General features: G+C 53.4%; 20 protein-coding genes, 2 tRNA genes and 1 pseudogene. 16 read left to right on the forward strand and 7 right to left on the reverse strand.

The window, feature by feature from the left end; genetic code table 11:
* Nucleotides 1–112: 112 nt before the first annotated feature.
* The gene (locus VRZ32_RS01660; protein WP_414525003.1) at nucleotides 113–2,959 is read left to right on the forward strand and encodes an EAL domain-containing protein; all 2,847 of its coding nucleotides are present in this window, start codon (nucleotides 113–115) and stop codon (nucleotides 2,957–2,959) included.
* Between the two features lie 58 nt (nucleotides 2,960–3,017).
* On the opposite strand, the gene VRZ32_RS01665 is transcribed toward VRZ32_RS01660, so the two are convergent.
* Both VRZ32_RS01665 and VRZ32_RS01670 read right to left on the reverse strand, forming a co-directional pair.
* A complete protein-coding gene (locus VRZ32_RS01665) occupies nucleotides 3,018–3,392 on the reverse strand; it encodes a DUF488 domain-containing protein (RefSeq protein WP_414523704.1) in 375 nt (124 codons plus the stop codon).
* A gap of 179 nt (nucleotides 3,393–3,571) precedes the next feature.
* Nucleotides 3,572–4,180 (reverse strand): YqgE/AlgH family protein, encoded by a 609-nt coding sequence (locus VRZ32_RS01670; protein ID WP_414523705.1) that lies wholly within the window; start codon nucleotides 4,178–4,180, stop codon nucleotides 3,572–3,574.
* 266 nt (nucleotides 4,181–4,446) lie between these two features.
* On the opposite strand from VRZ32_RS01670, the gene VRZ32_RS01675 reads away from it, so the two are divergent.
* Nucleotides 4,447–5,238: a protein-disulfide reductase DsbD domain-containing protein gene (locus VRZ32_RS01675; protein ID WP_414523706.1), complete on the forward strand. Its 792-nt coding sequence runs from the start codon at nucleotides 4,447–4,449 to the stop codon at nucleotides 5,236–5,238.
* A gap of 260 nt (nucleotides 5,239–5,498) precedes the next feature.
* Here VRZ32_RS01675 and VRZ32_RS01680 read toward each other — a convergent pair whose 3' ends face one another.
* The 4 genes and pseudogenes from VRZ32_RS01680 to VRZ32_RS01695 all read right to left on the reverse strand — a co-directional run.
* Nucleotides 5,499–6,389 carry a carbon-nitrogen hydrolase family protein gene (locus VRZ32_RS01680; RefSeq protein ID WP_414523707.1) on the reverse strand — a complete coding sequence of 297 codons (891 nt, stop codon included), beginning with the start codon at nucleotides 6,387–6,389 and terminating at the stop codon, nucleotides 5,499–5,501.
* Nucleotides 6,390–6,437: 48 nt separating this feature from the next.
* Nucleotides 6,438–6,701, reverse strand: coding sequence for a glutaredoxin 3 (gene grxC, locus VRZ32_RS01685; protein ID WP_414523708.1), 264 nt, complete (start codon nucleotides 6,699–6,701; stop codon nucleotides 6,438–6,440).
* A 174-nt stretch (nucleotides 6,702–6,875) separates the two neighbouring features.
* Entirely contained in the window at nucleotides 6,876–7,307 is a 432-nt protein-coding gene (locus VRZ32_RS01690; protein WP_414525004.1) for a ComF family protein, read from the reverse strand.
* Between the two features lie 144 nt (nucleotides 7,308–7,451).
* Nucleotides 7,452–7,772 (reverse strand): annotated as a pseudogene (locus VRZ32_RS01695) (double zinc ribbon domain-containing protein); the annotation flags it as partial.
* A 127-nt stretch (nucleotides 7,773–7,899) separates the two neighbouring features.
* Between VRZ32_RS01695 and VRZ32_RS01700 the strand changes: the two are divergent.
* From VRZ32_RS01700 to VRZ32_RS01715, 4 genes are all read left to right on the forward strand, one after another.
* Entirely contained in the window at nucleotides 7,900–8,775 is an 876-nt protein-coding gene (locus VRZ32_RS01700; RefSeq protein WP_414523709.1) for a methyltransferase domain-containing protein, read from the forward strand.
* A 334-nt stretch (nucleotides 8,776–9,109) separates the two neighbouring features.
* Nucleotides 9,110–9,202, forward strand: a tRNA-Ser gene (locus tag VRZ32_RS01705).
* Between the two features lie 125 nt (nucleotides 9,203–9,327).
* On the forward strand, nucleotides 9,328–9,480 hold the full coding sequence (locus VRZ32_RS01710) for a hypothetical protein (protein WP_414523710.1): 153 nt from the start codon (nucleotides 9,328–9,330) through the stop codon (nucleotides 9,478–9,480).
* A 63-nt stretch (nucleotides 9,481–9,543) separates the two neighbouring features.
* Complete coding sequence (locus tag VRZ32_RS01715) at nucleotides 9,544–9,756, forward strand: GNAT family N-acetyltransferase (protein WP_414523711.1); 213 nt, start codon at nucleotides 9,544–9,546, stop codon at nucleotides 9,754–9,756.
* A gap of 459 nt (nucleotides 9,757–10,215) precedes the next feature.
* On the opposite strand, the gene VRZ32_RS01720 is transcribed toward VRZ32_RS01715, so the two are convergent.
* Nucleotides 10,216–10,305: transfer RNA gene (locus tag VRZ32_RS01720), tRNA-Ser, on the reverse strand.
* Nucleotides 10,306–10,594: 289 nt separating this feature from the next.
* Between VRZ32_RS01720 and rplU the strand changes: the two genes are divergently transcribed.
* From rplU to rlmH, 10 genes are all read left to right on the forward strand, one after another.
* Nucleotides 10,595–10,981, forward strand: coding sequence for a 50S ribosomal protein L21 (rplU, locus tag VRZ32_RS01725; RefSeq protein WP_414523712.1), 387 nt, complete (start codon nucleotides 10,595–10,597; stop codon nucleotides 10,979–10,981).
* 95 nt (nucleotides 10,982–11,076) lie between these two features.
* On the forward strand, nucleotides 11,077–11,343 hold the full coding sequence (gene rpmA / locus VRZ32_RS01730; protein WP_414523713.1) for a 50S ribosomal protein L27: 267 nt from the start codon (nucleotides 11,077–11,079) through the stop codon (nucleotides 11,341–11,343).
* Nucleotides 11,344–11,506: 163 nt separating this feature from the next.
* Nucleotides 11,507–11,779, forward strand: coding sequence for a hypothetical protein (locus tag VRZ32_RS01735; RefSeq protein ID WP_414523714.1), 273 nt, complete (start codon nucleotides 11,507–11,509; stop codon nucleotides 11,777–11,779).
* Nucleotides 11,773–12,312: a GNAT family N-acetyltransferase gene (locus VRZ32_RS01740; RefSeq protein WP_414523715.1), complete on the forward strand. Its 540-nt coding sequence runs from the start codon at nucleotides 11,773–11,775 to the stop codon at nucleotides 12,310–12,312. The genes VRZ32_RS01735 and VRZ32_RS01740 overlap by 7 nt, the downstream gene beginning before the upstream one ends.
* A 198-nt stretch (nucleotides 12,313–12,510) precedes the next feature.
* Nucleotides 12,511–13,545 (forward strand): GTPase ObgE, encoded by a 1,035-nt coding sequence (gene obgE, locus VRZ32_RS01745; protein ID WP_414523716.1) that lies wholly within the window; start codon nucleotides 12,511–12,513, stop codon nucleotides 13,543–13,545.
* Between the two features lie 85 nt (nucleotides 13,546–13,630).
* Nucleotides 13,631–14,821: a glutamate 5-kinase gene (gene proB, locus VRZ32_RS01750; protein WP_414523717.1), complete on the forward strand. Its 1,191-nt coding sequence runs from the start codon at nucleotides 13,631–13,633 to the stop codon at nucleotides 14,819–14,821.
* Nucleotides 14,822–14,973: 152 nt separating this feature from the next.
* Nucleotides 14,974–16,215, forward strand: coding sequence for a glutamate-5-semialdehyde dehydrogenase (locus VRZ32_RS01755; RefSeq protein ID WP_414525005.1), 1,242 nt, complete (start codon nucleotides 14,974–14,976; stop codon nucleotides 16,213–16,215).
* A 91-nt stretch (nucleotides 16,216–16,306) separates the two neighbouring features.
* Nucleotides 16,307–16,921, forward strand: a complete 615-nt coding sequence (locus VRZ32_RS01760; RefSeq protein ID WP_414523718.1) for a nicotinate-nucleotide adenylyltransferase — start codon at nucleotides 16,307–16,309, stop codon at nucleotides 16,919–16,921.
* 84 nt (nucleotides 16,922–17,005) lie between these two features.
* Nucleotides 17,006–17,521: a ribosome silencing factor gene (gene rsfS, locus VRZ32_RS01765; RefSeq protein ID WP_414523719.1), complete on the forward strand. Its 516-nt coding sequence runs from the start codon at nucleotides 17,006–17,008 to the stop codon at nucleotides 17,519–17,521.
* A gap of 5 nt (nucleotides 17,522–17,526) precedes the next feature.
* Nucleotides 17,527–18,006 carry a 23S rRNA (pseudouridine(1915)-N(3))-methyltransferase RlmH gene (rlmH, locus tag VRZ32_RS01770; protein ID WP_414523720.1) on the forward strand — a complete coding sequence of 160 codons (480 nt, stop codon included), beginning with the start codon at nucleotides 17,527–17,529 and terminating at the stop codon, nucleotides 18,004–18,006.
* Nucleotides 18,007–18,009 lie beyond the last annotated feature (3 nt).

An 18,009-nucleotide genomic window follows, 5' to 3' on the forward strand; every position in this document is an offset into this window, starting at 1 on the left:
GGTTTGAGTGTTGAATTTGGCGCATTGTGCGCCGCCGACCTGCTTTCGTGGGTTGTGTGTCATCCAGAATGAGACCTTTGCGTTGCGAGTGATCCGCGTTCTTCTCCTGGCAATGGTGGCTTTTTTTGCAGCCGGCCTAGCGTACCGGGCATCAGCCGTTGAGGCTGTGCGGGTGGCGCCGGATGCGCTTGCCATCGATCTGACGTCGGTTGTTGAGCATTACCGGGCGGAAAGCGACCTCATCCAGATTTCAACCGCTCCCGGTGCGGATGGTATCGTGCGCCGCATTGCCGTGAAGGCACGCGAAGGCGGCACCAGGCCAGACTGGATCGTATTTGCTCTTTCCAACGATACAGATGAACAGCTGGAACGATTGCTGGTTGCGCCTCATTATCGGTTGGTTGGCTCAGGCGTGATCTGGCCTGATCTGGGCTCTTCGCGGATAGCGGCTATTACTGCAAGCCAGGGCATTCGGCCTGAACGTGAGGATGCTGCGGATGCGGATATTTTTAATATTACGCTTGATCCAGGCTCTACCGTGACGTTCATCGCGGAGTTGCGCACGCCCGGCCTGCCGCAGCTCTACCTTTGGGAGCCTGATGCATATAAGGCCAAAATGAACGGGCTGACGCTCTATAAGGGTATCATCATCGGCATTGCGGGTTTGCTTGCACTGTTTCTTACCGTGGTTTTTGTGGTGCGCGGTGCTGTGATTTTTCCTGCAGCAGCGGCATTGGCGTGGGCGGTTCTGGCTTATGCCTGTATTGATTTCGGCTTTTTCCAGCAGTTGTTTCCGATTGCGCCATCCACTAACCGCATCTACCGAGCGGCGGCGGAGGCGGTGCTTGCTGCGACATTGCTGGTGTTCCTATTCGCTTATCTCAACCTTAGCCGTTGGCATGTGCGTTATAGCCATTTCACGATAGCGTGGCTTTTGTTCCTTGGCGCGCTGGTGGGGCTGGCTGCTTTCGATGCGCCTATCGCGGCGGGCGTTGCACGCATTTCCATTGCTGTTGTCGCAGGTATTGGCTTCATCCTGGTGGTGCATCTTGCAAGCCATGGCTATGACCGGGCGGTGATGCTGACCCCGACATGGTTCTTGCTATTGCTTTGGGTGACTGCAGCGGGCTTTACGGTCAATGGTGAGCTGACGCGCGATCTCGTGCCTTCAGCGCTGATGGGTGGTCTTGTACTGATCGTGCTGTTGATCGGCTTTACGGTTGTGCAGCATGCCTTTGCTGGCGGCGCGCTTGCGCAAGGGCTTGTCTCTGACACCGAACGCAAGGCACTCGCAATTGCGGGCTCTGGAGATGTGGTATTCGATTGGGATGTCGGGGCAGACCGCATCTATGTCAGCGAAGAGGTTGAAAGCCAGCTGTTGCTTAAGCGCGGTGCGCTTGAGGGATCCATTGCAGCATTGCTGGATGTCATTCATCCGTTTGACCGCGATCGCTTCCAGGCCGTACTTGATACTGTGTTGGAGCAGCGTAGGGGCCGTGTTGCCATCGATTTTCGGCTGCGGGCGGCTGATGGTCAGTATTTTTGGTTTAACCTGCGCGCACGTCCTGTTGTGGGGACGAATAGCGAGGTTATTCGCATTGTCGGTATTCTGGGCGATGTTACCGACGCGCGTAATATGGAAGAACGGTTGCTGTATGATTCAGTGCATGACACACTGACGGGGCTGCCAAACCGGCAATTGTTTCATGATCGACTGGACATGTCGCTGGTGTTTGCCGCACAAAATCCGATGATGCGTCCAACCATTGTGCTGGTTGATATCGATGGCTTCAAAGAGATCAATGAATCTGTCGGCCCGACAGTTGGCGACTCTATCATGCTCACCCTCTCGCGCCGGCTCGGGCGCTTGTTGCGACCGCAAGACACTATTGCGCGCTTTGGTGGCGATGAGTGGGGCCTGATCCTGCTTTCCGAGCATGAGCCAGAACGCATTATCGCGTTTGCAGATATGATCCGTCGTGCTATTTCGACGCCGGTAAGTTTTGCGGATCGTGAGATTTTCCTTAAGGCCTCTATCGGGATTGCCTTATACGATCGGCAAACATCATCGGGGCAGGGGAACATGGCCAAGAACGCCGAGATCGCCATGCTGCATGCCAAGCAGCAGGGGGGTGATCGGATTGAGGTGTTCCGCCCGGGTATGAGTGCCCAACGTCTTGCGCGCCTTGCGCTTGAGGGAGATCTGCGTCTGGCGCTGGAGCGAGGCGAAATCCGCGTGATCTTCCAGCCTGTCGTCACGCTGGATGATCGAACAATCGCTGGATTTGATGCGCGGCTTTTCTGGGATCATCCCCGCCTTGGACGGTTGGAACCTGATGAATTTGCGCCGATTGCCGAGGAAATTGGTATCATCACCGAGCTTGGGCAGTATGCGCTGGATCGCACAGCGCGGGAGCTTGCTATCTGGCAGTCAGCGCTTGAGGTTGAGCCGCCGATATTTGCAACATTAACGCTGTTCAGCCCACGCTTGCTGCGTCACGAATTAATTGCTGATGTGAAGCGTGTGTTGTCGACAACTTCTGTGCGGCCGCAATCATTGATGATTGGCTTCCGTGAAAGCATGCTCACGGATAATCCTGAGTTTGCTACGCAGATGCTGATCCGCTTGCGCCAACTTGGGGCAGGGCTGGTGCTGGATGGGTTTGGAACTGGTTATTTTGCATTGTCGCAAATGCGGAATTTGCCATTTGATGCGATACGGGTTGACCGCGGTTTTGTGCGTGATCTCGCCGAAGGCTCGCCTGGTATGCTGCGTTCGATTGTGACGCTGGCGCAGGATCTGGAGATGGACATCATCGCTGATGGTGTTGAGAGCGAAACGAATGCCACGCTGCTTACTGAAATGGGCTGCCGCTATGCGCAAGGCTTTGCATTTGGTGAAGCCATGACACCCTATGATGCGCGTCGCTTCATAGGCGCGACATCGGTTGCAGCTTGAGGTCGCTGATTATCGAGTGCTAATGTCTGAAGCTCAATGCATGCTTGAGCGCGTGCCTTCATGTTTGTTGGTTCAGAAGCAGATCACGAAGCACGATAGCGTCATTGTGCAGTTCATCGTGGGCTGCATATACCAGCGTGATTGGGCCATTTCTGGCAAGGTCACGCACTTCATCAACCAGGCCTGCGTGCTGCTGAAGCTCGATCATATAGCGGTGTTTGAACTCAGGCCACCGTGCAGGCTCATGGCCAAACCATTTTCGTAATTCGGTGCTGGGTGCGAGTTCCTTGGCCCATTGATCAATAGCCGCAATCTCCTTTTTTACCCCGCGCGGCCATAGCCTATCGACCAGAATCCGTATGCCATCATCAGGATCGGCTGGCTCGTATGCGCGTTTTATCTTCACATTTTTTGCGCTTAGGCTCTTGCTCATGACATATGCTCCTTAACTTGTGTCGGTGAACGTTGAGCGAGGAATGATATCACCAAAATAGAGAATGGGGGCTGTCTCTCCAAGTTAAGGCGGCCTCAGGGCGGCTCGATATAAAAATGCTCTGAAAAGTGATCCCACCTTTCAGAGCCATGTTTGTATAAATGGATTATTCTTCAGCCTTAAGCGTGTCCGGCCTGGCCTGATAAGGTAGCGATATCAGCTCCCAGACTGCGCAGGGCCATATCGTATTTGTGCTCGATGGCAGTATCGAAAAGCAGCGTTTTATTGACGGGGCAATGCAGCCAGCCATTCGCTTGAATCTCGCCCTCTAACTGGCCAGGCGACCATCCTGCATAACCCAAGGCAAGCAGGGCTCTTTGAGGCCCATCTCCTGCTGCAATAGCGCGCAGTATATCAATTGTAGCAGTGAGGCAGATGCCATTGTTCATGGCTAGTGTTGAATTGTCGATTGAAAAATCAGGCGTGTGAAGGACAAAGCCGCGTCCCATCTCAACCGGGCCACCGCGGAGGACCTCGATATTTTCGGCGCTAGACGGTAGTTGAATTGCTTCATCGTCGCCGATTATATCAAGTTGCACCAGCAGATCCGTGAAGTGCAAATCCAGTGCCGGTTTATTGATCACGATACCCATGGCACCTTCTTCGGAATGCGCGCATAGATAGACGACGGTACGTGCGAAATTCTCGTCTACCATGCCAGGCATGGCAACGAGCAACTGCCCGTCGAGATATTGATCGGTTTCAGTACGGGCGTGATCTATACGCATGGCATTCTCCTAACAAGTTATATGCTATGCGAGAAACGGGTTTTAGGGAATGCGATTTTTGCTTCCATTTGTATGCGAACCACCTCTTTCAGTAGCTTTCACACAAACTTATTCAGAAACAATGAAGATGCGCTGTTCATATTGGATGTTGATGCATGCTTAATTTTACGAAAGGGCCTGTTTTGCGGATATCCACCAGATTGACGATCTTGCTCCTGGCCGCTTTATCCTCATTGAGAGGGGTGGCTAGCCTATTCATTTTATCGATGACTATGTTCGCTGCAACAACGGGTGGTGTTGGAGCAGCACCGACAATGCCGGGAAAAGTAAAGCCCGCGCAGGTGCGTTTGCTTGGCGCTGGTCGGGACGACGCCACAGGGCACTATCGAGCGGTTGTAGAAATCATTCTGCCACCAGGTTACAAAACTTACTGGCGTGATCCTGGCGACTCTGGTGTGCCGACAGAATTTGAGTGGGGGCGTTCAGACAACGTGAAGTCCGCACATGCGCGGTTTCCTGTTCCCACTCGATTTTTTGATGGCACTGGCCATGCCATTGGTTATCTGCAAACTGTGCGTTTTCCCATAGAGGTTGTGCCTCAAAAGGAGGGGCAACGCGTGGTATTGCGTCTTTCTGTATCATTTGGTGTTTGCCGGGAGCTTTGCATTCCCGAACAGGCTGATGCTGAGGCAATACTTTCTGATATCGAGGATATAGCAGGGCTCTGGGATGAAGCCATTGCGCAACTACCCATCACTGCAAAACTGGAAGAGAGTGTAGAAGGGCTGGCTGTGAAGCATGCGCATTTAAGTCCATCACAGCTTGAAGTATTGGTAGCCGGGTTGAACAGCGATAAAGGGGAGATTTTTGTAGAGGCGCCTGCAGGATGGCAGTTTGGTCAACCAAAGAAAACAACGCAGGCCGATGCTGTATTATTCAGCATTCCTGTTGAAGATAGTAAACCGGATTTCGCGCCACTTGCGTTCAGTGTCATTATAAAAAGCGAAGCGAAGGCAATCCAGGTGCCGCTTATGCTTTCTATGGATCGCCGCAATTGATTGCGCATCATCAAATTATGTCACGGTGTTTATCGTGGCCGCACCTGATGAAGCATTAGAAAAATACTCAGAACGGCAACAATAGCGATAACGGTAACGACAGTCTGCATGACAATTACCCATCTTGATGTGACGTTTCGATGTAGGCATGTGCGAGCACATCAAAACATTCTGCCTGCGATCATGGCAAAAATCCGCGTCAAAACAGGGCAGCTTTAGGGCCTTCTGTCAGGGTGGTTAATTAATTATTGTCAGGTGCCTCAGGCATCGCCACCCCTTATGGGCACCACGGTATCATCGGCTTCTTCAGAGGGAAGAGAGAATAACCTCGTATGGCGCAAAGACGGGATCTGCCCACGCGCTTGCGCCACCAATGCCGGGTCTATTGAGGCAAGCACAAGACCTGGCTCTGCATCTGCCTCGGCAAGTACACGTCCCCATGGGTCCACGATAATTGAGTGGCCATAAGTCTGGCGGCCGTCTTCATGCAGTCCTCCTTGTGCAGCTGAGATGACGAATGCACCATTTTCAATCGCACGGGCGCGCTGCAAAACCTGCCAATGCGCTTCGCCCGTTTGCCGGGTGAAGCATGCTGGAGCAGTCAGGATATCAGCGCCGATTTCAGCTAATGCGCGATAAAGATGCGGAAAGCGCAGGTCATAACAGATTGTCAGGCCCAGCATATGCGTCCCGCTGTGGGTATGCAGAGGGGCTAATACAGCTTGATGGCCGCCTGTATATGTTGCCGATTCGCGCCAGCTTTCGCCATGAGGAAGGTCCACATCAAAAAGATGGATCTTGTCATAAGTGGCTGCAATCTCGCCATCTGCATCAATAATGATTGCGCGGTTGGCGATGCGGTCATTCTCGCGCAATGGTAGCGATCCCAGATGTACGGTGATGCGCTTTTCCCGGGCAATCTCCCTTGCAGCTGCAATGAGTGGATCGTGCACTTGATCAGATACTTTTGCGAACAGCTCCTTGCGATCTCGCACGATCAGGGAGGTCATTTCCGGTGTCTGCACATAGACTGCACCTGCCATCGCTGCCTGACGAATCCCGCTTAGAACGGTCTCGCGGTTAATAGCCGGATCCCGCGTTGACCGCATCTGAAGGCAAGCAACGGTGAAGGACGCTGAAGAAGCAGGCATCGGAAATCTCCCCGTTTGACACGCTGGAAATAAATCTCTGCCAGCGCCTCAGGTTGCTGTGCGGAGCAGATCATCCAGCTCGCCACGCATATCGAGTGCATTCATGTCGTCGAACCCACCAATATGTCGGTCGCCGAAAAAGATTTGTGGCACGGTGGTGCGCCCATTGGCGCGTTCGATCATTGCGGCACGCTGAGCCGGATCATCGGTAATATCGATCTCGACAAAAACAGCTCCCTTTGATGACAACAGTGCTTTGGCTTTTTTGCAATAGGGACAATAGGATTTCGTATAAATCGTAATGTTAGGCATTTCTCTCTCCGGTATGCGGTGATGTTGATATAGATACGCAGTGAAGTGAAAGCAGTTCCTGCCAATGGATAGCTTAAGAATATCACCAGTGTCTATTTGGCCCATGATGCATACCAGAGCGCATTCATACCAGCGCCTACTGCAAACGCCTTGTTGATCATCATATGGTAATGATCAGGCGCCTACTACAACCCTTGCAAACACAAGAACGTCGACATCGGTTGCACCTGCACGTAGCAGCGCCTTTGCGCAAGCGTTAGCAGTTGCCCCCGTGGTGAGCACATCATCAATCAGCAATATGCGCTTTCCCTCTATCAATTGGCGCCGATTCCTGGGCACATGAAACGCGCCCTGCAGATTATTAGCGCGTTCAGCGCGAGATAAGCCCACCTGTGGGCGTGTGCGTTTACGTCTTTCCAGCGCGGATGGATGCCATTCAATATCTGATAGACGTGAAATATGCGCACTCAACGCAGCAGCTTGATTGAAACGACGATACCATAGACGGCCATAATGCAGCGGCACTGGCACGATCAGATTGGCGTCAGGCAATACTTCGCGCCCGGCGCGAAACATCATATGCGCTATGAGGCGGGATAGTTCCACGCGGTCGCTATATTTAAGCCGATGGGTGAGGGTGCGGGCTCCATCGTCATAACGGACTGCCGCGCGGGCTCGCTGAAAGATAGGTGGGTGTGCGATTGCTTCGGGCGACAGTAACGGTCCCCCAAAATCAACATTAAATGGAAGCCCCAATTGTTCGCAGTATGGCCGTTCAAGCAGGTTTAATCCGCTCCAACATTGGCCACACAAGGCATCATGCTGAGCAGTTGCGCGCATGCACAATGGGCAGGAGGGAGGATACAGAAAATTGAGCACGTATTGCCAGCTCGTTGCAGCACAGTGCATGATTCGGTACGCGAAGGAGGGGGGTGGCAATGGAACCGGGCCGCAGCTTGGAGGTGCTGACAAAAGCGGCGTGGTTAGCTCAGTATTTTCTGGCAAAATGACGTCGGATGATGATGCGTCATCGGTGCTATGGGATTTCTTGAGCTTAGGGGGCTTTGTCATTTCTTTTTCAGGATGACAATTGCCGCTTGTGCCAGGCTTACGCTTCGCTCACACCAATAATTGAGGGAAATGCAATACTTTAAAGAAAGCGCATTTTCCTTTTCTGATTGATGAAGTAAAAAACGCCATGACATCAGCGCCACTCATTTTTGATCGCACGCTTCAACGTCGCCGCATGGAGCGGGCGTTAAAGGGCGGCTACACGGATTTCCTGCTTGATCGCATCGTCGAAGATTTAGCCGACAGGCTTGCAGCCGTAAAGCGGCGTTTCCCGCAAGCAGTTGATATCGCTACGCCAACCCCTGCAGCCGCGCTGGCGCTCGCAAACTCGGGCATGGTCGATAGCATCGTGCGTGTGGCGAATGTGAGTATCGCATCAGCGATGGTCGATGTGGTGGCGGATGAAGAGGCTTTGCCCTTATCGTCAGCGCAGTTTGATCTGGCCGTGTCGGTGATGGCGCTGCATCATGTTAATGATTTGCCGGGGACTTTGGTCCAGATACGCCGGGCTCTGAAGCCAGATGGGTTGTTCCTGGCAGCCTTTTTGGGCGGGGAGACGTTGACGGAGCTACGTCAAGCGTTCACCCAAGCGCAGGCACAGTTGGAGGGAGGCATAAGTCCCCGTGTAGCCCCTTTCGCTGATTTACGTGAGATCGGCGGTTTGCTCCAAAGGGCTGGCTTTGCCTTGACGGTAGCGGACGTTGATCGTGTAACAGTACGTTACGGCGATCCTCTTGCCTTGATGCGTGATTTACGGGGGATGGGATTAACGAACTCTCTACAGCAACGCAGTCGCCTCCCTTTACGGCGCCCAACGCTTATAGGTGCATGCGAAACTTATATTGAGCGATTCGCGGCAGATGATGGCCGCGTACCAGCTACTTTCGATATTTTATGGCTCTCGGGATGGGTGCCACATGAAAGCCAGCAAAAACCCATGCGCCCAGGCTCAGCACAAACGAAACTGGTAGATGTGCTGCCGGATCGTTCCAGGTCTACCTAAGGCAAGGGTATGGAGCGGTATGCATTCGCTGCTACTATAGATACCCAAAAATAAGTAACAGCAGAATAATGGGGATTGGTATGCCGATCAACCAAAGCAATCCTCCTCTCAGCATTGTCGTATCCTCCTTCTAAGCTACTGGCATCATTGTCTAGCATTAGCTAAACGCGTTGGTGCGAGCGATGTTCCCAATTTAATGCTGATAGTAATAAAGTGCATTCCAGGTTGTTGTCGGCATGGGTATGTTGTGTGTGTGGATGGAGGGCAATTATCCACTTTTATTTCGTTATCTGCGTTGACGTTTATTCCCCAATCTGCAAAGAAGATTGCGCGTGGAGACGTGGCCGAGTGGCTGAAGGCGGCGGTTTGCTAAACCGTTATAGGATTTAACGTCCTATCGAGGGTTCGAATCCCTCCGTCTCCGCCAAGATTTTCTCAAAGTTAAAAATAATTTCTATTTAGCTTTACGCTCTCAAATATGATTTTCATTCCCTGAAAATTGAATCAACATCATCTTCGGCTTGAAGATGTCAGCCATGCAAGCGCAAGTCATTGAGCTCGACAGTGCAGCAATCGGGCGAAGGCTGGGGACTACCCAAATCCTTGTCAGTAGCGGCGGCAATCAGCTTCATGGCGCCGCTATCTAATGAGGAAGCGGCTCGTTTCTGGTCATGCGACGTTCAGCCCGAAGTCGTTGCGGGATGAAGGATTTTTTTCAGTGCGGAACGAGATGATGATTTACTTGGCACGGCGCAACTGCTGACAGCCATGTCACCCAATCAACCGCATCGTTGTGAGGTTGTGAAGATGATGGTTCATCTGCAAGCCCAAAGGCTTGACCTCGGTTGCGCCCTCATGAGTTGTGCTCTTGATCGTGCCCGGGAACTTGGAAAGATGCTTGTCACTCTGGACACGCGAACTGACGATATTGCCGAACCACTTTACTTCCCTAGTTTTCCGGATTGCGGGAATCATCCCTGATTTCGCATGGGATTCTGATGGAAGGGCAAGACACGCAACCACCTTCATGTTTCGCGTGATCAAGCTCATGCCTTCCAGTTTATTTTTCACTAGCGGAATCGCAATGATCGACGAAGGGCTAATGTAAACTCCTCTGTTCGAGAAGCTAAATCGCAACTTGCCGTGATTTTCGTGCTCATGAACATAAATTTAGCGGTCGGACGTTCCGCCTTTGAGTGCAGCCGGCGATATTGCATCTTCGCATGGGCGACTATGCCATTAATCTTATATTTATTGAGTGTCTGCCAATAGGAATATCATTTGCCGAGCCCCAAACGCCAGGAAAGATATAGTAAATTTATAGGCAGCTTGGAGTGCCACAAGAAGAGATAAGGGGCGCTAGGGAGGTGCGGTGGTATGCTATTCTTTGCCCGTTTGATGGTCAGCAAAGATCAATAATATGCGTAAACACACTATCGCTGGCGGAGAGGGAGGGATTTGAACCCCCGATGGAGTTGCCCCCATGCCGCATTTCGAGTGCGGTGCATTCAACCACTCTGCCACCTCTCCGCTTGCGATTTGCTCTTAATAGCCGAGTCGCGACGAAGATCAAGAGGCATGCAAGCAATTATCATGCAGAAAATAGGAGGCCTGGGGATTATTCATTGACAATTTGCGCGCAAAGCATTATTCGAGGCGCATCAGTGCAGTCTAGGCTGCATCCGTTGGAATCATGGGCGTTGATGGCTTTGGTCGTTCGCCTTGGTGGTTCTGAAAAAATGAAAAAAAGCCACTCTGTCGTTAATCAGGCGCAAGCCTTTAAGATGGCAAGAGAGGTTATGAATACAGGATTATAAAGATGTTCGCAGTCATTCAGACTGGTGGCAAGCAGTATACCGTTGCTGCAGGTGATGTCGTTACCATCGAAAAGCTTGCTCTTGAGGCAGGCGCGACCGTGTCGTTCGATAATGTGCTCCTACTTTCCAAGGGCGCTGCTGGCGTTGAAGTTGGCGCACCAGTCGTTGCTGGCGCTACAGTTGCCGGTGAAGTAGTTGAGCAAACACGCGGCAAGAAGGTTATCGCTTTCAAGAAGCGCCGTCGGCAGAACTCCAAGCGTAAGCGCGGCCATCGCCAAGAGCTCACCGTGGTGCGCATCACCGACATTCTCGTCGGCGGTAAGGCGCTTCCGCGTCCTGTAAAGGCTGAGAAGGCCCCTAAGGCCGCTGCCCCTGCGGCTGCTGAGTAATCAGCAGATTAAGTTTTTCGGATGCTTGAAGGTGAAGCGCTTGTCGCGATCCTTCAGGTGTTTCGTATCAAGATCAAAGTTTTTGGAGTTCTATCATGGCCCATAAAAAAGCTGGCGGTTCATCCCGTAACGGGCGCGACTCAGACGGTCGTCGCCTCGGCGTTAAGAAGTTCGGTGGCGAGAAGGTCATTCCTGGCAACATCATTGTTCGTCAACGTGGCACGAAGGTGCATCCTGGCGACAACGTTGGTATCGGTAAGGATCACACCCTTTTTGCCCTCGCTGAGGGACGCGTTCACTTCCTGAATCGTTTCGGTCGCTCCATTGTGCGCGTCGATGCAGTACAGGAAGCAGCTGAGTAATAAGGCGGAAGCTATCCGATAAAGGGCTTTCGCCGGTATTCCATACCCCGGCGATGCCGTTTTTAATCGGCTCGCGATCCAGTGATAAGGGGGGATGGGATGCCATTCCCCCTTTATCATTTTTAGCCTGCAATCACGCAGGTTTTAGGATCGGAGCAGAAAGATGACCATTCGTACCATCATCGCCAATACCACTGCCGCTTTTGCCCGCGTTGCGGGTTTTGCGCAACAGGTTGTCGGGATCGATGCCGGTCGCGTATGGGGTCTTGCTCCGGCCATGCCGTTTTATGGCACTATGTGGTCGAAACATCTTCCCGTTTGCGCAATGCATAACCGAAGTGGCTTATGCACGCGAGATCTCACCGACACTCAAGCATGGAACTATTCCGTGGGAGCGTGTGTTTCGGAGAGAACGGGAAGGCGGCGGTCATGCTGAAGGAAAAAATCAGAACAGACCGGCTGTTGCTGCGGCCGGTAATTGTAGACGATGCTATTGCATTGGATGCTTTGCAGACATGGGATGTGACACGGTGGTTGGCATCCGTGCCATGGCCACAGACATTGGCAGATCTCAAGGCTTATCTTGCAAAGGCTGAGATGGAAAACGAGGCGGGCATTAGCGCAACCTACGTCATTGAATTTAATGGCATAGTATGCGGCATGATCGCATTGCATCCGCGGGATGGCGCGTTTAGCCTGGGCTATTGGCTTGGGGAAACTTATCGGGGGCAAGGGCTCATGTGCGAAGCAGCAGAGGCCTTTGTGGACGCGTTTTTTGAACGCACATGCGCGTTTCACATCACTTCCGGCATGTTTGTCGGGGATGAGCCTTCCTCTCGTGTTCAAGAGCGGCTTGGTTTTGCCACTGTGGGTGAGACGCTGCGGTACGCACGTCCGGTCGGCAAAATGCTGCCGTATTACGAGACTGTGCTTGGAAGAGAGCGCCGTTTCGGGCGTTATGCGGCTTGAGACTTTTTTACGAAACCGGCATGTTTCGTCGAGAAGGCAAGCGATAACCGGTAAGCGATAGCTAGCGCGATGCTTTATGCGCGTGCATGGCTTCGATGAATTGATAAAGACCGCCGGAACTTGTTTCCGGCGGTTTGGTATTTGGATTTACGGGGGCGCGGTGGCAGCTTTCCGATATTGAACAGGTTCTGTAACGCGATGAAGTTTCTCGATCAGGCGAAGGTATATGTCAGTTCCGGCAATGGTGGGGCGGGCTGTGTGGCGTTCCGGCGCGAGAAATTCATCGAGTTCGGGGGGCCCAATGGCGGTGATGGCGGTCGTGGTGGCGACGTTGTTGTTGAATGCGTTGATGGCCTCAACACTTTGATCGACTATCGCTATCAGCAGCATTTCCGGGCGCGCCCCGGCCAACACGGAATGGGTAAGAACCGTACCGGTGCCCGTGGTGATGACGCTGTGTTAAAGGTGCCAGCTGGCACGCAGGTTTTTGCTGATGACAATGAAACGCTTCTGGCCGATCTCACTGAAATCGGGCAGCGCGTGGTCCTTGCGCGTGGTGGCAATGGTGGCTTTGGCAACGCGTACTTTAAGTCTTCCACCAATCAGGCTCCCCGTCGTGCCAATCCGGGCCTTGAAGGCACTGAGATGTGGATATGGCTGCGCCTCAAGCTTATCGCAGATGCTGGCCTTGTTGGTTTGCCGAATGCAGGTAAATCCACGTTTTTGGCCGCTGTTAGCGCGGCTAAGCCCAAGATTGCCGATTACCCATTTACAACGTTACATCCAAATCTGGGCGTGGTTGGTGTTGATCAGCGTGAATTTGTGCTCGCTGATATTCCGGGTCTTATTGAAGGTGCGCATGAGGGGGCGGGGCTTGGCGATCGATTCCTTGGCCATGTCGAGCGCTGCCGTGTGCTGTTACATCTGATTGATGCAACCAGCGAAGATGTCGCTGCAGCTTACAAGACGATCCGTGGTGAACTTGAGGCCTATGGTGGCGGGCTTTCCGAGAAGCCGGAAGTGCTTGCGTTATCCAAAGTCGATGCTCTGGATGCTGATGCGCGTGCCGAACGTGTGGCTGAGCTTGCAGCTGTTGCAGGGCAAAAACCTTTGCTGTTATCGTCTGCATCTCGCGAAGGTGTTGAGGATGCGCTGCGCAAGGTTATGGGAATCATCGATGGAGCACGCGCGGAAGAGCTGGAGCAGAACGCGCCAGCGGAATGGCAGCCGTGATGCAGGTGAGGGTAATTTTCGCTTTCCTGGGATGTCTTATCGGATAAATATTCTGCCTTGCTCTCTTTTCGGTTGATCAAGCATCATGACTGACGTTGTCGTTACCTCTCCGGCGTCTCTGCGTGTGCCTGAACTGGGGCAGTTCCGGCGTATTGTTATTAAGGTTGGCTCTTCGCTCCTTGTCGATCGCGAGCGCGGCCGTTTAAAGCGCAACTGGCTTTCAGCGCTTGTGCAAGATATTGCGCGTCTGCATGAAAAAGGTGCAGAGGTCATTGTTGTTTCATCGGGCGCAATTGCACTGGGGCGCACGGTGTTGCAATTTCCGCCCGGTTCGCTGAAGCTTGAAGAAAGCCAGGCAGCGGCGGCCGTCGGGCAGATTGCTCTGGCGCGCCGCTGGACTGAAGCGCTGGCAGTACATGAAATCATCGCGGGGCAGATACTGCTCACTTTCTCGGATACGGAAAAGCGCCGTCGCTATCTGCATGCGCGCGCCACTATCGGCAAGTTGCTTGAGCTGAAGGCTATTCCGATTATCAATGAGAATGATTCAGTCGCTACAAGCGAAATCCGTTATGGTGATAATGATCGCCTAGCCGCGCGCGTTGCCACAATGGTGGGGGCGGATTTGTTGATACTGCTTTCAGATGTCGATGGCCTGTACACTGCACCACCAGGCGGCAATCCTCATGCACGTCATATTCCGATGGTTGCCAAAATCACGCCTGAAATTGAGGCGATGGCAGGGGGAGCGGCATCCGAGCTTTCGCGCGGGGGTATGCGTACCAAAGTTGAGGCGGGTAAAATCGCAACTGCTGGTGGCGCGTGCATGATGATTACGGATGGCCGTGTGGATAGTCCGCTCGGCGCTGTGATGAATGGTGGGCTTTGCACCTGGTTTCTGTCTCCTTCAAATCCGGTGACTGCACGTAAAAAATGGATTGCCGGAACGTTGCAGCCACTTGGCGTGTTGCACGTGGATGCGGGTGCGGAGCGGGCGCTGCGCCGGGGGGCTAGTTTGCTGCCCGCTGGTGTTAAACGGCTTGAAGGGAATTTCCATCGGGGCGATGCTGTCTCTGTTCGTGACCAGGATGGGCGGGAGATCGGAAGAGGTCTTATTGGCTATGATGCCGACGAAGCCGCGATGATTGCCGGTCATGCTACACAAGATATCGAGCAGATACTTGGCCATGGGGGGCGGGCCACGATGGTGCATAGAGATGATCTGGTGCTCTTCGCGCATGATGATTTTGAAATTGGTGTCAAAGACAACGTGTAACCCCTGCTTGCAGCTTGACCCTGCAGACACTGTTCGTAGCAATGAAGAAAGAGGCCGATTGCCTTCAGGAGGATGACACCATGGCGAGTTTAGCTGGTGGGGCGCAGGTTTCAGACACTCGCGCTGATGCAGGCATTCCGCTTGAGACATTAATGGTGGACATCGGGCGCCGCGCCCGTAAGGCCGCGCGTACACTGGCGCTGACTTCTGATGATCAACGCAGGCAAGCGCTTAAAAGCGCAGCTCAGGCCATTCGCGATGATGTAGAAGCCATTTTGGCCGCCAATGCCGAAGATGTCGCTGAGGCCCGTACTGGCGGACGGATTGAGGCATTCATTGATCGTTTGCAGCTAACACCAGCGCGAGTGGAAGCTATTGCGCAGGCTGTTGAACTTGTTGCAGATTTACCCGATCCGGTTGGGCGGGTGCTGGCGACTTTCGAGCGCCCCAATGGCTTGATCATTGAGCGCGTTGCCGTGCCATTGGGCGTTATCGGGGTGATTTTTGAATCCAGGCCAAATGTTACAGCTGATGCGGGTTCGCTTTGCGTCAAGGCAGGTAATGCTGCTGTTCTGCGGGCGGGATCCGAGAGCTTCCGTTCAGCAACACGGCTGGTGGCAGCTATCCGTTCAGGCCTTGAAAGCGCAGGCTTGCCGGCTGATGCAGTGCAGCTTGTACCGGTGCGTGATCGTGAGGCGGTCGGGCTACTTCTCGGCGGGCTCGATGGCAATATCGATGTGATCGTTCCGCGGGGCGGCAAGGGGCTTGTGGCGCGCGTGCAAGCAGAAGCGCGTGTGCCGGTGTTCGCGCATCTTGATGGTATTTGCCATGTGTTTGTTCACCACGCAGCTGATATCGACATGGCACGTAAAGTCGTGCTGAATGCCAAGCTGCGTCGTACAGGAATTTGTGGAGCAGCAGAAACATTGCTCATAGATAAGGCGGCGGAAGGCACCCATTTGGCACCGCTTGTCATTGCGCTGCTGGAAGCTGGCTGCGAGGTGCGGGGCGATGCATCGACGCAGGGCGTCGATCCGCGCGTGAAAGTTGCGACAGAAGAAGATTGGAGCACGGAATATGAGGATGCGATCATTTCGGTGCGGGTGGTGGATGATTTGACGGCAGCGATAGATCACATCGAAACCTATGGGTCGCATCATACTGATTCCATCATAACGCAGGATAAGGAAGCAGCTGCGCGCTTTCAGCGTGAGGTGGATTCCGCGATTGTGGCGCATAATGCCTCGACCCAGTTTGCTGATGGTGGTGAGTTTGGCTTTGGCGCAGAAATCGGCATTGCAACGGGACGCATGCATGCGCGTGGACCAGTGGGTGTTGAGCAGCTGACATCGTTCAAATATCGCATTCATGGGAACGGGCAGACGCGGCCTTGATCTGCGCTTTTGGTTCCATGGGGCAGAAAGACATTTCCTCTCAAGCCATTATGCTGGGGGTGTGGGCACTGCTTTCGGTGGGAGGCGTGTTATGAGATCGCCTGTCCCGGCTTTGCCGCCCCATGCACCGAGATTACGGATCGGGCTCTTAGGGGGGTCGTTCAATCCACCGCATGCGGGCCATAGATTGGCTAGCCTGATAGCGCTTAAGCGTTTACAGCTTGATCGGGTATGGTGGATTGTAACCCCCGGTAATCCATTGAAAGATAACACGGCGCTGCCATCATTAAATGAGCGCATGGCTGCAGCACAGGCGCTCGCGGACCACCCGCGGATTGATGTGACTGGCTTTGAAGCGGATATCGATACGCATTTTACCTATGACACAATCGCATATTTGAAACGCCGATGTCCGCAGGTCGATTTCGTCTGGCTTATGGGTGCGGATAATCTGGCAGGCTTTCACCGCTGGCAGCATTGGCGGGCCATTGCCGATCTTGTGCCGCTTGCAGTTATCGATAGGCCAGGTTCTACCTTGAAGGCGGCGCACTCACGAGCAGCCATAGTGCTCTCACAACACCGAATCGCAGAGAGTCATGCAAGTTTGTTGGCTGGCGCTTCGCGGCCTGCATGGGTGTTTTTGCATGGTCCGCGCTCTCATTTGTCTTCTACGATGCTGCGCGCTGCCGCAAAAAATGAAAAATAAGCTCCGGTTTCCTATTTTCATTGAAGGATATACAATTGTTTTCCATTTTCCCGCCTGATTCAGCTGATTAAATAATGATGGTCGTTGAAGCGTGTAAAATGTGCGATTATCTTCGGCAAAATGAAGCGCAATGGGGCGCTTCTATACGATGAGGGACGGGCTCTGAGCCAGTTTTCGGAATACGGCGCAGGCAAAGCGCCGCTCACACAGACAAACGACGCTTCGGACACGTCTGGTGAGGGAGCAGCAGTGGCTGCTGTGAATGAGGCTGCGCGTATCGCGCGCTTCCAGCTTGAAGAGATGAAGGCGGAGGAAATCGTCGAAATCGATCTGATCGGCAGAACGTCGATTGCAGATACGATGTTCGTCGCTTCAGGCCGATCGGATAGGCACGTCGGTGCTATTGCCGATAAAGTTGTAGGGGCTCTCAAGCAGGCGGGTTTTGGCCCGATCCGTATTGAAGGCGTGCCAGCATGTGACTGGGTGCTGATCGACGTTGGCGATATTATCGTCCATGTTTTTCGCCCTGAAGTGCGTGGGTTCTACAATCTTGAAAAGATCTGGAGTGCGGACCGCCCTAAAGAGCAGATCGACGGCTGATTGGTGTGCGTATTCTAGTGCTGTCGGTGGGGCGGCTGAAGGCTGGCCCCGAAAAGGCGCTGTGTGAGCGGTATCACGAGCGTTCTGGTCCGCTGGCGCGTTCATTAGGCTTCGGCACCGTTGATCTGGCAGAACTCCCCGAGAGCAGTGCGCGCAACGCAGACCAGCGCAAGGCTGAAGAGGCTAAGGCGTTAATTGCTCGTTGTGGTCCGGGGCCAGTTATTGTTTTCGATGAACGTGGCGCAAGCCTTACCAGTGAACATGTTGCCCACAGGTTTTCCACGTGGCGTGATAGCGGTGAAGCGGGTATCAATCTGATTATCGGCGGCCCGGATGGCCTTGATGTCAGCGTGCGCGAGGCGGCAGCGCTGGTGTTATCCTTTGGCGCAATGACTATGCCTCACCAAATTGTGCGTGCGCTTGTGCTCGAGCAAGTATACCGTTCCCTGACGATTCTCGCTCGCCATCCTTATCATCGCGTTTGACGT

It is taken from the genome of Pseudochelatococcus sp. G4_1912, assembly GCF_047501465.1.
In the GTDB taxonomy this organism is placed as follows: domain Bacteria; phylum Pseudomonadota; class Alphaproteobacteria; order Rhizobiales; family Beijerinckiaceae; genus Pseudochelatococcus.

What these genes read in the sequence shown, in the direction of transcription:
- VRZ32_RS01660 (WP_414525003.1), top strand. Translation starts at nt 113, where the DNA reads ATGGTGGCTTTTTTTGCAGCCGGCCTAGCGTACCGGGCATCAGCCGTT.
- VRZ32_RS01665 (WP_414523704.1), bottom strand. Translation starts at nt 3,392, where the DNA reads ATGAGCAAGAGCCTAAGCGCAAAAAATGTGAAGATAAAACGCGCATAC.
- VRZ32_RS01670 (WP_414523705.1), bottom strand. Translation starts at nt 4,180, where the DNA reads ATGCGTATAGATCACGCCCGTACTGAAACCGATCAATATCTCGACGGG.
- VRZ32_RS01675 (WP_414523706.1), top strand. Translation starts at nt 4,447, where the DNA reads ATGACTATGTTCGCTGCAACAACGGGTGGTGTTGGAGCAGCACCGACA.
- VRZ32_RS01680 (WP_414523707.1), bottom strand. Translation starts at nt 6,389, where the DNA reads ATGCCTGCTTCTTCAGCGTCCTTCACCGTTGCTTGCCTTCAGATGCGG.
- grxC (WP_414523708.1), bottom strand. Translation starts at nt 6,701, where the DNA reads ATGCCTAACATTACGATTTATACGAAATCCTATTGTCCCTATTGCAAA.
- VRZ32_RS01700 (WP_414523709.1), top strand. Translation starts at nt 7,900, where the DNA reads ATGACATCAGCGCCACTCATTTTTGATCGCACGCTTCAACGTCGCCGC.
- VRZ32_RS01715 (WP_414523711.1), top strand. Translation starts at nt 9,544, where the DNA reads ATGTCACCCAATCAACCGCATCGTTGTGAGGTTGTGAAGATGATGGTT.
- rplU (WP_414523712.1), top strand. Translation starts at nt 10,595, where the DNA reads ATGTTCGCAGTCATTCAGACTGGTGGCAAGCAGTATACCGTTGCTGCA.
- rpmA (WP_414523713.1), top strand. Translation starts at nt 11,077, where the DNA reads ATGGCCCATAAAAAAGCTGGCGGTTCATCCCGTAACGGGCGCGACTCA.
- VRZ32_RS01735 (WP_414523714.1), top strand. Translation starts at nt 11,507, where the DNA reads ATGACCATTCGTACCATCATCGCCAATACCACTGCCGCTTTTGCCCGC.
- VRZ32_RS01740 (WP_414523715.1), top strand. Translation starts at nt 11,773, where the DNA reads ATGCTGAAGGAAAAAATCAGAACAGACCGGCTGTTGCTGCGGCCGGTA.
- obgE (WP_414523716.1), top strand. Translation starts at nt 12,511, where the DNA reads ATGAAGTTTCTCGATCAGGCGAAGGTATATGTCAGTTCCGGCAATGGT.
- proB (WP_414523717.1), top strand. Translation starts at nt 13,631, where the DNA reads ATGACTGACGTTGTCGTTACCTCTCCGGCGTCTCTGCGTGTGCCTGAA.
- VRZ32_RS01755 (WP_414525005.1), top strand. Translation starts at nt 14,974, where the DNA reads ATGGTGGACATCGGGCGCCGCGCCCGTAAGGCCGCGCGTACACTGGCG.
- VRZ32_RS01760 (WP_414523718.1), top strand. Translation starts at nt 16,307, where the DNA reads ATGAGATCGCCTGTCCCGGCTTTGCCGCCCCATGCACCGAGATTACGG.